The sequence below is a fragment of the Mesorhizobium sp. 113-1-2 genome, from assembly GCF_016756475.1.
In the GTDB taxonomy this organism is placed as follows: domain Bacteria; phylum Pseudomonadota; class Alphaproteobacteria; order Rhizobiales; family Rhizobiaceae; genus Mesorhizobium; species Mesorhizobium loti_C.
This window is the reverse complement of sequence record NZ_AP023242.1, coordinates 5,794,325-5,810,006: the sequence shown is the minus strand read 5'-3', so window position 1 is coordinate 5,810,006 and position 15,682 is coordinate 5,794,325. Positions and strand designations below refer to the sequence as shown.

General features: G+C 63.9%; 12 protein-coding genes and 1 tRNA gene. 5 read left to right on the top strand and 8 right to left on the bottom strand.

From position 1 onward, the window contains the following. Window positions 1-664 precede the first annotated feature (664 nt). A tRNA-Pro gene (locus JN279_RS28420) sits at window positions 665-741 on the bottom strand. A 75-nt stretch (window positions 742-816) separates the two neighbouring features. Next, on the bottom strand, window positions 817-1,701 hold the full coding sequence (locus JN279_RS28415) for an NmrA/HSCARG family protein (RefSeq protein WP_202350818.1): 885 nt from the start codon (window positions 1,699-1,701) through the stop codon (window positions 817-819). Window positions 1,702-1,802: 101 nt separating this feature from the next. On the opposite strand from JN279_RS28415, the gene JN279_RS28410 reads away from it, so the two are divergent. Beyond that, a complete protein-coding gene (locus JN279_RS28410; protein ID WP_202353811.1) occupies window positions 1,803-2,702 on the top strand; it encodes a LysR family transcriptional regulator in 900 nt (299 codons plus the stop codon). Between the two features lie 42 nt (window positions 2,703-2,744). Beyond that, a complete protein-coding gene (locus JN279_RS28405; protein ID WP_202350817.1) occupies window positions 2,745-4,985 on the top strand; it encodes an AGE family epimerase/isomerase in 2,241 nt (746 codons plus the stop codon). Window positions 4,986-4,992: 7 nt separating this feature from the next. Here the strand turns inward: JN279_RS28405 and betB are convergent, their stop codons facing one another. From betB to betI, 5 genes are all read right to left on the bottom strand, one after another. Beyond that, a complete protein-coding gene (betB, locus tag JN279_RS28400) occupies window positions 4,993-6,456 on the bottom strand; it encodes a betaine-aldehyde dehydrogenase (protein WP_202350816.1) in 1,464 nt (487 codons plus the stop codon). Window positions 6,457-6,534: 78 nt separating this feature from the next. Then, window positions 6,535-8,187: a choline dehydrogenase gene (gene betA, locus JN279_RS28395; RefSeq protein WP_202350815.1), complete on the bottom strand. Its 1,653-nt coding sequence runs from the start codon at window positions 8,185-8,187 to the stop codon at window positions 6,535-6,537. Further along, window positions 8,180-9,181 (bottom strand): threonine/serine dehydratase, encoded by a 1,002-nt coding sequence (locus JN279_RS28390; protein WP_446720367.1) that lies wholly within the window; start codon window positions 9,179-9,181, stop codon window positions 8,180-8,182. Before JN279_RS28390 ends, betA begins: the two co-directional genes overlap by 8 nt. Continuing rightward, on the bottom strand, window positions 9,181-10,710 hold the full coding sequence (gene betC / locus JN279_RS28385) for a choline-sulfatase (RefSeq protein WP_202350813.1): 1,530 nt from the start codon (window positions 10,708-10,710) through the stop codon (window positions 9,181-9,183). The genes JN279_RS28390 and betC overlap by 1 nt, the downstream gene beginning before the upstream one ends. Then, a complete protein-coding gene (betI, locus tag JN279_RS28380) occupies window positions 10,707-11,297 on the bottom strand; it encodes a choline-binding transcriptional repressor BetI (protein WP_202350812.1) in 591 nt (196 codons plus the stop codon). Before betI ends, betC begins: the two co-directional genes overlap by 4 nt. Before the next feature lie 200 nt (window positions 11,298-11,497). Between betI and JN279_RS28375 the strand changes: the two genes are divergently transcribed. Next, a complete protein-coding gene (locus tag JN279_RS28375; protein WP_096456166.1) occupies window positions 11,498-12,664 on the top strand; it encodes an acetyl-CoA acetyltransferase in 1,167 nt (388 codons plus the stop codon). 27 nt (window positions 12,665-12,691) lie between these two features. Then, window positions 12,692-13,696 carry an asparaginase gene (locus tag JN279_RS28370; protein ID WP_096456168.1) on the top strand — a complete coding sequence of 335 codons (1,005 nt, stop codon included), beginning with the start codon at window positions 12,692-12,694 and terminating at the stop codon, window positions 13,694-13,696. A gap of 9 nt (window positions 13,697-13,705) precedes the next feature. On the opposite strand, the gene JN279_RS28365 is transcribed toward JN279_RS28370, so the two are convergent. Continuing rightward, complete coding sequence (locus JN279_RS28365; RefSeq protein WP_202350811.1) at window positions 13,706-15,082, bottom strand: TIGR03808 family TAT-translocated repetitive protein; 1,377 nt, start codon at window positions 15,080-15,082, stop codon at window positions 13,706-13,708. A 120-nt stretch (window positions 15,083-15,202) separates the two neighbouring features. Here JN279_RS28365 and greA point away from each other — a divergent pair, with 120 nt between their 5' ends. Further along, window positions 15,203-15,676: a transcription elongation factor GreA gene (gene greA, locus JN279_RS28360; RefSeq protein ID WP_096456172.1), complete on the top strand. Its 474-nt coding sequence runs from the start codon at window positions 15,203-15,205 to the stop codon at window positions 15,674-15,676. Window positions 15,677-15,682 lie beyond the last annotated feature (6 nt).

Here is a 15,682-nt window from a genome sequence, read left to right as displayed (position 1 = left end):
TTGCTCATGCGATGGAACATTAGGTGAGTCTAATTGTTCTGTCCTCACAGCCGACGCCATCGGCAGAAGATCAGCCGGGCAAAGGCTGATCGGCTCGCGTTTCTCCACCAGAGGCGCGAGCTTTTCCAGGCAACAGGAGAAGGATCATGAACAATATAATTTGGCTCGTTGGAGCGGTGGTCATCGTACTAGTGATATTGAGCTTCTTCGGCCTGCGATAAGCTCGACGTCCGATATGCCTATGGACCCCTCATCGGAAGATGACCAGCCCAAGCGGACACTGCGAAAGCGCCGCAGGCTATCAGCCGAAGGCCGAAACGATGGCAGGGAGTTCGTCGCCCCTTTTCCACCTGAAGACAGGAGCTTCCGCGTCTGGTTCCTGTCCAATGAAACAGGCATCAGCGTCGACCAGGCCAGCGAACTTGTCGACAGGATCGATACGGATGGCGCGGCGTTGTTGAACGCCGCGCGACGGATGAAAATTCATGTGCAATGACTGATAAACTGCAGCCGGTTACGTCGTCTGCGTTTTCAACAGCCCACTTTGCAGTGCGTTGGCGACAAAGGGAAGGGCTGCGCCAAGACGGCCGCTCATCTCGCCATATTTTCAAGTGTGATATCAGTTTAAGCGCCAAAGTCGGGATGCGCTAACACGTTGTTTTTCTGGTCGGAGTGGCAGGATTTGAACCTGCGACCCCCTCGTCCCGAACGAGGTGCGCTACCAGGCTGCGCTACACTCCGTGACCAGTCGGCGGGCTTATAGCCGCCACACTTCATTCCTGCAAGCGGCAATGGCAGCACTTCTGTCGCATTTCATCAGCTTTCGCCGCGCAGGCCGCTGGCGCCCCAGTTAAATGCGCGCGCCCAGTCGGCAAAACTGTGCCAGCGGACTTCAGGGAATTGCTTGTGCAAGGCAGCGATGTCGACGTCGTAGCCGACTCGGTCGAACCATTCGAACATCAGCGCCGCGTCTTCGCTCTGCTGGCGGGCAGCATCAATCGGGATCTCCTGATAGCGGATCGGGCGGCCGATGGCATCGGACAGGATTTTCGCCTGCTCCTCGCCGGACAACTCATCCCCGGCGAAATCGAAACGCTTGCCGAACACCTGTTCCCGCCGTTCCGCGAGCGCCGCGACGAAAGCGCCGATATCGGCCAGCGCGACCAGTTGGAGGACACGCTTCGGCGGCATGGCGAAGGCATGAGTGCCCTGGCTGAGCGCGCCAATCGACCACGGCGCGACGGCATTCTCCATGAAGGCAACCGGCGCGCTGATCGTATAGGGGATGCCGAGCTGCCTGACATGCTGCTCGACCCGGTATTTGCTTTCGAAATGCGGAATGCCGGTCTGCTTGTCGGCGTCGGCAACCGACGAATAGATCAGGTGCCCGATGCCGGCTACCTTCGCCGCATCGGCGGCAAGGATCCCCTGGCGGGTTTCTTCCTCGAGGCCGGCCTCGTAGCTGTTGCCCATCAGGAACATGGCGTCGACGTCTTTTGCGGCCTTCACGACGGAGGCGGCGTCGGCGAGATTGCCGGCCACGACTTCGGCGCCCGCCGCAGTCAGTTGCCGCGCGGCTTCGCTGTCCGGCTTGCGCGTCAGGGCCTTGACGCGATGGCCCCTGGACAACAGGGCACGCGCGACGGCGCCGCCTTGCTGGCCCGTGGCGCCGGTCACAAGAATGCTTCGTTTGCTGGTCATCTCATTTGCTCCATCTTGTTTTGTCTGGAGCAAAATTAGGCTCTGTCGCATTGATGCATAATTGCCTATAATTGGAAAACTTTGTCCCAATCTTGAGCACAATGATTGACCTCAACGATGTCATCGTGTTTGCCCGCGTCGTCGAAGCCGGTAGCTTCACCGCTGCCGCGCGCCTGCTCGCCATGCCAAAGACGACCGTCAGCCGCCGTGTCGCCGCGCTCGAACGTGAGGTCGGTGTGCGCCTGCTGCAGCGCACCACGCGCAGCCTCAACCTGACGGATGCCGGGCGCCTCTACTATGAGCAAAGCAGCCAGGGCCTGCGGACGATCGAGGAGGCGAATCTGCGCCTCGCCGAGGCGAGGGCGGAGCCTTCGGGGACGATCCGCATTTCGGCGCCGGTCGGTTTTGGCGGCCACTTCCTCATTCGCGCCGTGGTCGAGTTTCTGGCGCTGTACCCGAAGACCAATGTCGAACTCCGCCTCACCGACGACAAGCTCAACCTGGTCGAGGACGGCATCGACCTTGCCTTCCGCACCGGGAGACTTGAGGATTCGACGCTGATTGCCCGCAAGATCGGTTCCACGCACAGGTTGCTCTGTGCCAGCCCCGACTATCTGGCACGGCATGGCATGCCGGAAAGCCCGGCCGATCTCGCCCGCCATCGATGCGTCATCGCTGGCCCGTCGGCTTCAGGCGCTCACTGGGTGCTGGACGGACCACAAGGCCAGGAAACCGCCGTTGTCGCCGGACGCTTCGCCGCCAATGAGATGCAGGCGGTGGTGGCGGCCGCAATCGCGGGATTCGGCATCGCCCAATTGCCCCAGCTGATGGCCGAGGGGCTGATCAACGAGGGACGGCTGCGGCGCGTTCTCGACGGCTACACGACGCCGGTCGGCGGCCTGCATGTTCTCTATCCCAGCAGCCGGCACCTTTCACCCCTGGTTAAGACCTTCATCGATCTGGCTGTCGAGCGGATGTCCAATCGGGCAAACGCGGCTTAAGGCATGTCTGCTACGTCAGGCCAACTTCCAAGCGAGACCCGAATGAGCCAGCGCATCGTCAGTTTTGTCATGAGCGGCGGCGTCGGTTCGCGGCTCTGGCCGCTGTCACGCGAGGACAATCCCAAGCAGTTTCACGATTTTTCCGGTGACGGCTCCATGCTGGCCAAGACCTTGCGCCGGCTGACCGCAAGGCCGGCCGGCGAAACGCCGATCTTCCTGATCGCCTCCGAGCGCCATGCCGATCGTGTCCATGCCGACCTGGCCGGCCTCGATCTCGCCGGCGGGGGGCCATTGTTCGAACCCACGGGGCGCAACACCGCCGCCGCGATCGCACTGGCAACGCTGCGCACCTTGTCTGAATTCGGCGACAGCCTGGTGCTGGTCGTGCCGTCGGACCACGAAATATCAACCCCAGGGCAATTCTGGCAGAGCGTCGAGGCAGGCGCCGAGGCGGCGCATGCCGGCCGGCTCGTGGTGTTCGGCATCAAGCCGACGCAGCCCGAAACCGGCTATGGCTATATCGAGGTGGCGCGCGCGCAGGGCGGCATCTTCGACGTCACGCGCTTCGTCGAGAAACCGGACCTTGCGACGGCGCAGACCTATCTCAGAGCGGAAAGCTTCTACTGGAACACCGGCATTTTCCTGTTTCGCGCCGCCGCCATGCGTGACGCGTTCGCCGCTTTCGAGCCCGATATCTGGCGGACCACCGAAGCCGCCTACAAGGCGGCGACATCGGACCTTTCCGGCCTCTATATGCCGCTGGAGCTCTATGAGGCCATCCCCTCGATCTCGATCGACTATGCCATCATGGAACGGGCGCAAGGCATTGCCATGGTGCCGGCCGACTTCCGCTGGAACGATCTCGGCTCCTGGCAATCGCTGCTCGACGTCGGCCCAGCCGACGACCACGGCAATGTCGTCATCGGCGATGTCGTCGCCATTGATTGTGAGAACTCCTACATCCGCAGCGATGGCCGCCTGCTGTCGGCGATCGGCATGAAGGACGTTGCCATCGTTTCGACCGCCGATGCCACTTTCGTCGCACCGGTCAGCCACAGCCAGCACGTCAAGAAGATCGTCGAGCAACTCGAAAAATCCGGCCGGCTGGAAACCAGGTTCACGCCGGCACATGACCGGGTCATCGAAAGCGGCGCCTGGCGGCGGCGTGTGCACCACTGGTTATTTCAGGAGACCTTGCCGCTGTGGTCGACATCGGGCGTCGACGAACGCCATGGCGGTTTCCATGAAGCGCTCGGCTTTGATCGCGCGCCGCTGATGAAACACAAGCGCATGCGCACGATGGCCAGGCAGGTCTATGCCTTCGCGGTCGCCAGCGCGCGCGGCTGGGACGGCCCGGCCGACCGGCTGATCAGCCACGGTATCGAGTTCATGGTCAGGAATGGCCGCACCGACAAAGGCGGCTGGGTGCGCACGCTGCATGTCGACGGCTCCGTCGCCGACGCCACCGAGGATGCCTACGATCATTCCTGCGTGCTGCTCGCGCTTGCGCATGCGCATATGTCTGGCAATCCCGATGCCTTGCGGCTCGGCGAGGAAACCTTCGCGTTCCTCGATGCCCATCTCGAGGATCATCGCATGACCGGCTTCCTCGAAACGTCGGACGGCGAGGGCGAGCGGCGCTCCAACCCGCATATGCATCTGCTCGAAGCCTTCCTGGCCTGGCATCAGGCAACCGGCGAGCGCGCCCATCTGCGCCGCGCGGCACGCATCATCGATCTCTTCCGCAGCCATTTCTTCGACCGGGAAAGCTGGACCCTGGGCGAATATTTCGACGACGAATGGAAGCCGTCAGCCGGCGACAAGGGCGCCTGGACCGAGCCCGGCCATCACTTCGAATGGGCCTCGCTGCTGGTCGATTTCGCCGGACGCAGCGGCCAGGCCGAGTTGAGCGGCTTTGCCAGGAAACTCTATGCCTCGGCCATCGCCAATGGCCTCAACCGCGCCACCGGCCTTGCCTATGGCGCCGTCTCCCGGCAGGGGCTGCCGCTGGACCTGATCTCGCGCAGCTGGCCACAGGCCGAAGCGGTCAAGGCGGCGATCGCGCTGGATGGTTCGGGCGGACCCGATCTCAAGCCGGAGATCGAGGAACGCGTCGGCCGGCTGTTCCGCTGGCACATCGATCCGGCGCCGCTCGGCCTGTGGATCGACCGCATCGACGAGCGTGGCCGCTCGCTGGCGACCGACGTGCCGGCCAGCATCTTTTATCACCTGGTCTGTGCGTTGACCCAGTATCTGGACGGAACGGCGGGGGAGGCGGCTTGACCTCGGCTCAATACGGGCTCGCCACGTCCCCGGTCTCGACATAGACCGACTTCAGCTGCGAATAGAGCGCCAGTGCCGCCAGCGAATTCTCGCGCCCGATGCCGGACTGCTTGAAGCCGCCGAAGGGGATTTCCACCGGCGTCAGATTGTAGGCATTGATCCAGCAGGTGCCGGCCTGCAGCTCGGCGATGACGCGGTGGGCGCGCGGCAGGTCGCGGGTGAAGACACCGGCGGCGAGGCCGAATTCAGTGTCGTTGGCGCGGTCGATCACCTCGTCCTCGCCATCGAATTTCAGCACGCTCATGACCGGCCCGAAAATCTCCTCGCGGGCGATGCGCATCGTGTCGGTGACACCGGTGAAGACCGTCGGCTCGACGAAGAAGCCGCCGGCAAAACCCTGCAGCGAAGGCACGTTGCCGCCACAGGCCAGTGTGGCACCATCCTGCTTGCCGATCTCGATATAGCCGACCACCTTCTCATGCTGCGCCTTCGACACCAGCGGCCCCATCTGCGTCTCGGGGTCGAGCGGATCGCCGATGCGGATTTTTTTCGTCCGCTCGATCAGGCGGTCGACGAAGCGGTCGTGAATGCCGCTCTGCACGAAGACCCGTGTGCCGTTGGAGCAGATCTGGCCGGTGGAGTAGAAATTGCCGAGCATGGCGCCGCCGATGGCGTTCTCGATGTCGGCATCGTCGAAGACGATCAGCGGCGACTTGCCGCCGAGCTCCATCGTCGCGTGCTTCATCTTCGAGCCGGCAAGCGACAGCACCTTGCGGCCGGTCGGCACAGAGCCGGTCACCGAAACTTTTGCCACGACGTCGTGGTCAACGAGGCCCGCGCCAACATCGCCATAGCCCTGCACGACGTTGAACAACCCGTCGGGCAGGCCGGCCTCGCTGTAGATCTCGGCCAGCGCCAGCGCTGAAAGCGGCGTGTTTTCCGACGGCTTGAACACCATGGCATTGCCCATGGCGAGCGCCGGTGCCGATTTCCAGCCGGCGATCTGGATCGGGTAGTTCCAGGCGCCGATGCCGACACAGACGCCGAGCGCCTCACGCCGCGTGTAGGCAAAAGGGCCGCCGAGGTCGACGGCCTCGCCATTATAGGCGGCGACCGCACCGCCGAAATATTCGAGGCAGTCCGCGGCGGAAGGCGCGTCGGCCACCAACGTCTCCTGGATCGCCTTGCCGGTGTCGAGCGTCTCGATGCGGGCGAGGTCGGCATTGCGGGCGCGCAGGATGTCGGCGGCGCGGCGCAGGATGCGGCCGCGCTCGACAGGTTTCAGCCGCGCCCAGGCCGGCTGCGCGGCGCGTGCGGCCTCGATGGCGAGTTCCAGCACGTTCGGCGTCGCCGAGCGCAGGGTGGCGATGACCTCGCCGGTTGCCGGATAGATCACCGGCAGCGGCGCACCGCCTTCGTCCTCTATGTAGCGTCCGTTGACATAGTGCGATGCCGTGGGCTGGGCGCGCATGGGAGTCTCCAAGTGGTCCGACGCCCAAATGGGCGGCTCAATCTATCGGGCAGCTCGATTTGTCGTGTGGATCATGCGCTATCTGTCCGAGGTCTGCCAGCGCGGATTGATCCAGGGTTCCTGGTTGGACGGCGCCAGCGGCGTGCGGCCAAGAATGTGGTCGGACGCCTTCTCGCCCGTCATGATCGACGGCGCGTTGAGATTGCCGTTGGTAACGCGCGGGAAGATCGAGGAATCGGCGACCCGCAGCCCGTCGACGCCGATCACCCGGCATTCCGGATCGACGACGCTCGTCACATCGTCGGCCCGGCCCATCTTGCAGGTGCCGCAGGGGTGGTAGGCGCTCTCGGCATGGTCGCGGATGAAGACATCGAGATCGTCGTCCGATTGCACATGGCTGCCCGGCGAGATTTCCTGACCGCGATAGGCATCGAACGCCGATTGCCCAAAGATCTCGCGAGTCAGCCGGATGCAGTGACGGAACTCCGTCCAGTCGTCCGGATGCGACATGTAGTTGAAGCGGATCACCGGTTTCGCTTTCGGGTCCGGCGAACGCAGCGTCACCGAGCCGCGCGACTTCGACCGCATCGGTCCGACATGCGCCTGGAAGCCATGCGACTTCGCCGCCGCCTTGCCGTCATAGCGCACCGCCGCCGGGATGAAATGGTACTGGATATCGGGGTAGTCGACACCGGCGCGCGAGCGCACGAAGGCCGCCGCCTCGAAATGGTTGGTGGCGCCGAGGCCCGATTTGAAGAACAGCCACTGCGCCCCGATGAGTGCCTTGGAGAACGGGTTCAGCACTGAATTCAGCGTGATAGGCTTGGTCGATTCCTGCTGGATATAAAGCTCCATGTGGTCCTGCAGATTGCGGCCGACGCCGGGCCGGTCGGCCACCACGGCGATGCCGTTTTCCCGCAGATGGTCGGCCGGGCCGATACCCGACAGCATCAGGATCTTGGGCGAATTGATCGAGGAGGCGGCGACGATCACCTCACGTCGCGCCTTAACCACCTGAATCTGTTTGTGAGCTTCGATCTCGACGCCGACGGCGCGTTGATTCTCGATGATCACCCGGCGGGCGAAACCCTTGACCAGGCTAACATTTCTGCGTTTCAGAGCCGGCTTCAGATAGGCTGATGCCGCCGACCAGCGGCGGCCGCCACGAATGGTCTGCTCCATCGGCCCAAAGCCTTCCTGCTTGGAGCCGTTGTAGTCGTCGGTCAGTTCGAAGCCGGCCTGGCGGCCCGCCTCGACGAAGGCGCCGTAGAGCGGATTTTTACGCGAGCCGCGCTGCACATGCAGCGGGCCGCCGTGGCCGCGCCAGCCATCCTCGCCGCCGTCATTGTCTTCCATGCGCTTGAAATAGGGGAGCACGTCGGCAAAGCCCCAACCCGTTGCACCTTCTTCGGCCCAGTGATCGAAATCGCGGGCATGGCCGCGCACATAGACCATGCCGTTGATCGAGGACGAGCCGCCGATGACCTTGCCGCGCGGCGTCGCCAGCACGCGGCCGCCGAGATGCGGCTCCGGCTCGCTGGCAAAGCCCCAGTCGTAAAGGCTCATATTGAGCGGGATCGACAGTGCCGACGGCATCTGGATCAGCGGTCCGATATCGCTGCCGCCGAATTCGATGACGATGACCGAATGCTTGCCGTCTTCCGATAGGCGATAGGCCATGGCCGAGCCGGCCGAGCCGGAGCCGATGATGACGAAATCCGCTTCAAGCATGGTTCATATGCGCCATAAAATCGGCAAGCGAGACATTGCCGCCGGTTGCCACCACAAGGACGGTCTTTCCCGCCACATCCACTTTCCCGCCGAGCAACGCCGCCAGCGACGCCGCGCCCGACGGCTCGAGCACCAGCTTCATGCGCTCGAAGGCGATTCGCATGGCACGCCGCACCGAAGCGTCGTCGACAGTGATGCCGCGAACGCCCGCGGTCTTGACCGCCGCGAATGGCGCATCGCCTGGCCGTCGCGACATCAGCCCGTCGCAGATCGACTTCGGCCCGATCGGCATCGTCTCGATACTGCCATGCGCCAATGACGAGCCCATGCCATTGAAACCTTCCGGCTCGACGCCGATGATCTCTGTCGCCGGCGACAGATAATGGAAGGCAAGCGAAACGCCGCCGATCAGCCCGCCGCCGCCGACTGAGCAGAACAACAGGTCGGCGCTGGCGTCCTTAGCCCCCAGCTGGTCGAGCGCTTCGAGGCCGGCTCCCGCCTGGCCGGCGACGATCTCCGGATCGTCGAAGGGATGCAGCAAGGCCAGGCCTTCGGTCTCGGCGATCTCGCGCGCCTTGGCGGCGGCGACCTCTTCACGGGCGCGCTCGCCATGGTCGGTCAGCACGACGCGCGCGCCGTAGCCCGCGGTCGCGTCGCGCTTGGCCGCCGGCGCATCGATCGGCATGACGATGGTGACCGGAATGCCGAGCGCCTGGCCGGCAGCAGCCAGTCCTTGCGCGAAATTGCCGGAAGAATAGGCGACGACACCCTTCCTCGCTTCGTCGGCCGAAAGCCGCTTCAGCCGCCAATATGCGCCGCGTATCTTGAACGATCCCGCCCATTGCAGCGATTCCGGCTTGATGAAGACGCGGGCAGCACCGGTCTCCCTGGCGAGTGCGGCCGATTCCAGCAGCGGCGTGATCTGCGTCGCCTTGGAGGTGACGGCATAGGCCTGTTTGAGATGGGCCAGCGAGGGGACGAGAAGATCTGTCATCATTCGCCTCGCGGAAACCGTTTCTGCTCTTCGAGCACGTTGAGATCCATATGGTTGCGCATGTAGCGTTCCGAGGCCTTCTGCAGCGGCTGGAACTCCCAGGGGTAGTGCGTGCCGTTGCGCAGCGCCGGATAGACCACCCAGCGCCGCGCCTGGCTGGCCCGCACGGCGGCATCGAAAGCCGCCATGTCCCAGCGTGCGCGGACCTTTTCCAGGAAAGCCGCCACCAGATCGGCATGCGCCGGATCGGCGGCAAGATTGCTCAACTCATGCGGGTCGGCTTCGATGTCATAGAGTTGCGGCGGATCGATCTCGCAATGGACGAACTTGTAGCGGCCGTCGCGGATCGCCACCAATGGTGCGTTGGAGCCCTCGGCGGCATATTCCATCAGCGCCGGCGCCATGCGCTGCTTGCCTTCGAGCAGCAGCGTTAGCGACTGGCCGTCGGTCCATGGCGCGATCGCGCTCATGTCGATGCCGGCGAGGTCGCACAGCGTCGGCGTCACGTCGAGATTGGAGACCGGCGCCTCGATCAGGCCGGCAGGCACGCCCTTGCCGGCGATCATCAGTGGCACCCGCGCCGAACCCTCGAAGAAGCACATCTTGAACCAGAGGCCGCGCTCGCCGAGCATATCGCCGTGGTCCGAGCAGAACAGGATGATCGTGTCGTCGAGCATCCGCGTGCGCTCAAGCACCGACAGCAGCTCGCCGACCTTGTCGTCGAGATAGGAGATGTTGGCGAAATAGCCGCGCCGCGAGCGGCGGATTTGTTCTGCGGTGATGTCGAAACTGTCGTAGTCGGAAGCCTTGTAGAGCCGCTGCGAATGCGGGTCCTGTTTGTCGTAAGGGATGAAGCCAATCTCCGGCTCAAGGGCTGGGCAATCTTCGTAGAGATCCCAGTACTGCCGCCGCGCCACATAGGGGTCGTGCGGATGGGTGAAGGAGACGGTCAGGCACCAGGGCCGGTGCGCGGCATCGTCGGAGACGCGGGCGAAGTCATAGAGTTTCTGCACCGCGTGGAAGGCGACCTCGTCGTCATACTCCATCTGGTTTGAGATCTCGGCGACGCCGGCGCCGGTCACCGAGCCCAGATTGTGATACCACCAGTCGATGCGCTCGCCGGGCTTGCGATAGTCCGGCGTCCAGCCAAAATCGGCCGGGTAGATGTCGGTGGTCAGCCGCTCCTCGAAGCCATGCAACTGATCCGGCCCGACAAAATGCATCTTGCCCGACAGCACGGTGTGATAGCCGTCGGCGCGCAGATGATGGGCAAAGGTCGGGATCGACGAGGCGAATTCGGCGGCATTGTCATAGACCTCGGTGCGCGACGGCAGCTGTCCGCTCATGAATGAGGCGCGCCCCGGCGCGCAGAGCGGCGAGGCGGTGTAGTTGTTCTTGAATCGGGCCGAACGCGCGGCGAGCGCTTTCAGATGCGGCGCGTGCAGAAACGCGGCCGGCCCATCGGGAAAAAACGTCCCGTTGAGCTGATCGACCATGACGATCAGGAAATTGGGTCGCTTCGCTGTCACTGTTTGGGCCGCTCGCCGAGTTTGGTTTCGAGATAGTCCTCGACCAGCGCGATCGCGGTCGCGGCATCGGGCACGCCATCCTTCAGCGCCCGCCTGATGTAGAGCCCGTCGATCATCGCCGCTGTCGCTTCGGCAGCACGGTCGGCCTCGGCCCTGGGCAGGATGCCGGTCAGCCCGCTCATCAGGTTCGAGTGCAGCCGCCTTGCATAGACCCTGAGCAGCCGGCGCAAAGCCGATGATTTCTGCGCCTCGACATAGAAGGCAAGCCAGGCGGCGATGGTTTCCGGCTGGAACTGCAGATCGGAGAAATTGACGGCCACAACGGCGGAGACGCGCTGACGAGGAGTGGTTGCGGAACCAAGGGCGCGCAGTGTGTCCGCGGTCAGCTCGGCCAAGATGTGGCGCATCGTCGCCAGCAGCAGCTCGTCCTTGGCGCCGAAATAATGATGGGCAAGTGCGGAGGACACACCGGCGCGGCCGGCGATCTCGGACATGGTCACGTCAAGCGAGCCGCGCTCGCCGATCGCTGAAATCGTCGCGTCGATAAGCGCCTTGCGGCGCAGTGGCTCCATTCCGACTTTCGGCATGCTGTTCCCGATTTTTGCACGGAGATTATTTTTTATTGACGGGTCAATCAACAAAAAATCGACACGACCACGACCTGTACCAAGCGATTGTCGGCTTCCGGCCCTTCACGGCTCGGGCAAGAATGTTTATATTTGAACAATAACGGCGAAGTGCGCCATGAGCCCGGTATGCTAGGCTGGCGCCAAGGATGGAGACCGCCATGACCGCATGCATCGTCGGCTGGGCGCATTCGCGCTTCGGCAAACTCGAAGGCGAGACGCTCGAAAACCTGATCGTCAAGGTCGCGACGGACGCGCTCGACCATGCCGGCATCGGCCCGGACGAGGTCGATGAGATCGTGCTTGGCCATTTCAACGCCGGCTTTTCGGCACAGGATTTTACCGCGAGCCTTGTGCTTCAAGCCGACGACCGGCTGCGCTTCAAGCCGGCGACGCGCGTCGAGAACGCTTGCGCCACGGGATCGGCGGCGGTCCGGCAAGGCATCCGCGCCATCGATGCCAACGCGGCCCGTATCGTGCTGGTGGTCGGCGCCGAGCAGATGACGACGACGCCGGGGCCTGAGATCGGCAAGAACCTGCTGAAGGCGTCCTATCTGCCGGAGGATGGCGAGACACCCGCAGGCTTCGCCGGCGTCTTCGGCAAGATCGCGCAGGCCTATTTCCAGCGCTATGGCGACCAGTCGGATGCGCTCGCCATGATCGCCGCCAAAAACCACAAGAACGGCGTCGACAATCCCTATGCGCAGATGCGCAAGGATTTCGGCTATGAATTCTGCCGTCAGGAGAGCGAGAAGAACCCCTTCGTCGCCGGTCCTCTCAAGCGCACGGACTGCTCGCTGGTCTCGGACGGGGCTGCCGCTCTGATCCTTGCCGACACGGCGACCGCGCTGAAGATGCGCCGTGCGGTGGCTTTCCGCGCCAATGAGCATGTGCAGGATTTCCTGCCAATGTCGAAGCGCGATATTCTCTCCTTCGAAGGCTGTGAGCAGGCCTGGACCCGGGCGCTGAAGAACGCCGGCGTGACCCTCGACGATCTCTCCTTCGTCGAGACGCATGACTGCTTCACCATAGCCGAACTGATCGAATACGAGGCGATGGGGCTGGCCAGGCCGGGCGAGGGCGCCAAATTGGCGCTGGACGGCACGACGGCCAAGGACGGCCGCTTGCCGGTCAATCCGTCCGGCGGGCTCAAGGCCAAGGGCCATCCGATCGGCGCCACCGGTGTGTCCATGCATGTCCTGACCGCCATGCAGCTTGTCGGCGAAGCCGGCGGCATCCAGGTGCCGGGCGCGAAGCTTGGCGGCATCTTCAACATGGGTGGGGCTGCGGTCGCCAACTACGTTTCCATTCTCGACCGGATCAGGTAAACCGCCCCAGCATTCGTTGGAGGTGGCATGGCAAATCCGGTTCTGATCGAGGTTCTGCGCGGCGCGATCGTCGAGAGCGCGCATCGCGGTGCCGTCGCGGTCTTCGATGCCGATGGCAAGCCGGTCCTGGAGATCGGCGACACCTCGAAGCCGGTGTTTCCGCGCTCGGCGGTCAAGGCCATCCAGGCCCTGCCGCTGGTCGAAACGGGTGCTGCCGATGCCTATGGGTTCGGCAATCGCGAGCTGGCGCTGGCCTGTGCCTCGCATTCGGGCGAGCCGGCGCATGTCGAACTGGCACGGTCCATGCTGGCCAAGGCCGGGTTGGACAAGTCGGCGCTTGAATGCGGCGCTCATTGGCCTTCAAACCACGACGCCGAGATCGCACTCGCCCGCACTGGCGATTTGCCCAATGCGTTGCACAACAATTGCTCCGGCAAACATTCCGGTTTCCTCTGTACCTGCGTGCACTCCGGCATTGCGCACCGTGGCTACGTCAAGGCGGGGCACGCACTGCAAGAGATGGTGCGCGACGCCATGCAGGCGGTCACCGGCGCTGTCCATGGCGCCGATGAGCGGGCGACCGATGGCTGCTCGATCCCGACCTATGCGGTGCCGCTCAAGAGTTTCGCACTCGGCTTTGCCCGCATGGCCACGACAAATGGTTTCGGCCCTGAGCGGGCCAAGGCGGCCAAGCGGCTGCTGGCCGCCTGCATGGCGGAGCCCTTCTATGTCGCCGGCACCGGCCGCGAAGACGTCGCCCTGATGGAAGCAGCACCGGGCCGGATTTTTGCGAAAGGCGGCGCCGAAGGTGTCCACTGTGCAGCAATTCCGGAGCTTGGCCTCGGTATCGCGCTGAAATGCGATGATGGCGCCCACCGCGCCAGCGAAGCCATGGTCGCCGCCGTCCTCGCCAAGCTGCTGCGTGCGGACGAGGCCCTGTCGGCAAAGCTCATCGAACTGGCAAACGCACCGATCGAAAGTCGGATCGGCGCCAAGGTCGGGGCGCTGAGGCCGACCCCAGCCTTGAATTGAAAATCGCTCTCAACTGACGCGGTTGCGCTCGACAGTCAGATGGGCAAAGCCGCTATTGCTTAGCTGGGTGAGGTCTGCCGTCACCGGCTCGGCCCAGCGCTGTCCGATGACCGCTCCGTTCAACGCGCCGTCGATGACGTTGTCGGAGATGACGGCCGTGCCCGCACCCTCGACCACGCTGACGACGATGCCGGTGCCGGCCTTGCGGATGATGTTGCCCGTGGCCACGACATTGCGCAGATACGGCCCCCAGCCGATCGACATGCCGTAGAGCGGCGCGCTCTCGATGACGTTGTTGGAAGCGATGGTGTCGGCCTCGACGGCGATGCCGACGCCGAAGCCGGGCGGATCGGCGGTGTAGGGGCCGCTGGTCGACAGATTGCGCACGATGTTGCCGGAGCAGACACCCATGCGGCCGCCTTCGTTGAAGTTGACGATCGAGATGCCGTTGGCTGCGCCGTCGACGATGTTGTTGCTGATGACGGCGCCCTCGAACGAGAATTCGGAATAGACCGCGGTCTCGCCCGAGCGCGAACAGGTATTGCCGGAAATCTGCAGATTGCTGGAACTGTTGGCGCGGATCGCCGAGAAAGCGCAATCCGAGACGACATTGCCCGAAATGATGACGTTGCCGGCGCGGAAGGCATTGATGCCATTGCCGTTCTGACCGGTTCCGCCGCTGCGCGCGCCGATGCGTTCGACACGGTTGCCGGTGACCATTGTGCCGTCTTCGGCCGCCTGCCAGCGATGCACCAGAATGCCGCCATTGGCACAGTCGGAAACCGTGTTGCCCGATATCGCCAGCCCGGCTGCTTCGACCGAATAGATGCCGGCGTCGGCCGCGCCCGATATGTCGGAGCGTTCGATGCGGCCTGCCGCATGTTCCAGCGCCAGCCCGTTCTTGCCGCTGCCGGTTATCTGGCAATTGTCGACGACGAGATGGCCGACCCGGCGCAGGTCGAGCAGCCCTTGCGCATAGTCGCCCATCGAGCGGTTCGAACCGTCGAAGACCAGCCCGCTGAGTTCGACATGGTCGGCCTGTTCGGCCATGAAGAGGTGGCCATCGCCGCCATAGACGATCCGCGTGGCGCCCGGTACGCCGGAAAGGCGCACGCGGCTGGGCAGCGAGAGGTTGGACACCACATAGGTACCCGCCGGCAGGAACACCGGTATATCGCGGTCGTTCGAGTCACGCAGCAGCTTGGCAAAGGCCTTGCTCTGGTCATCGAACGTGCCGGGCTGCACGCCAAGTTCGGTGGCGTTGATCGAGCCGCGCATCGAGGCCTTTTCGATACCAGCCAGGCTGGCTGCCGCCGCCTTGCCAAGCGCGAGGCCCATCACGGCAAAGCCGGCGGTTCCGGTCAGCAGCGTTCGTCTGTTCAACATCGGCACAGATTCCTAGAGTTCACCTCCGATGTCGCAGGAATCGTGCCAGATGTTGTGTTCCTTTTCGCAAGACATCGGCAATGGCTTGTCGAGCAGCCACGCTGCGCATAAGTTCAGGGGATGAGCAGAGCTTTTACCCGCGAAGAAGACAGCGAAAATGCCATCGCCGGCGTCGGCGAGCGGCCGATCAGCACACACCGCAACCTGGTGACGGAGCGCGGTCTGGCGCAGATCGAGGACAATCTGACCGATCTACGCGACATCCTGGCGAAAGCCGAACGGAAAGCCGACCGCGAGCGCATCGCGGTCGTGTCGCGCGACCTGCGCTACTGGACGGCCCGACGCGAAAACGCCGAACTGTCCGTGCCGGAGCCCGACAGCGACGTCGTCCGCTTCGGCATGGGCGTCACGCTGGAAGGCGATGACGGCAAGAAGGTGCACTGGAAGATCGTCGGCGAGGACGAGGCCGATCCAGCCAAGGGCACGATTTCCCACGTCTCGCCAATGGCGGTCGCTCTGTTCGGCAAGAAGATCGGCGAGGTCGTCACGGTCAACGGCAAGGAATGGGAAATCGTCAAGCTGTCGGACAGTTAGAGCCAC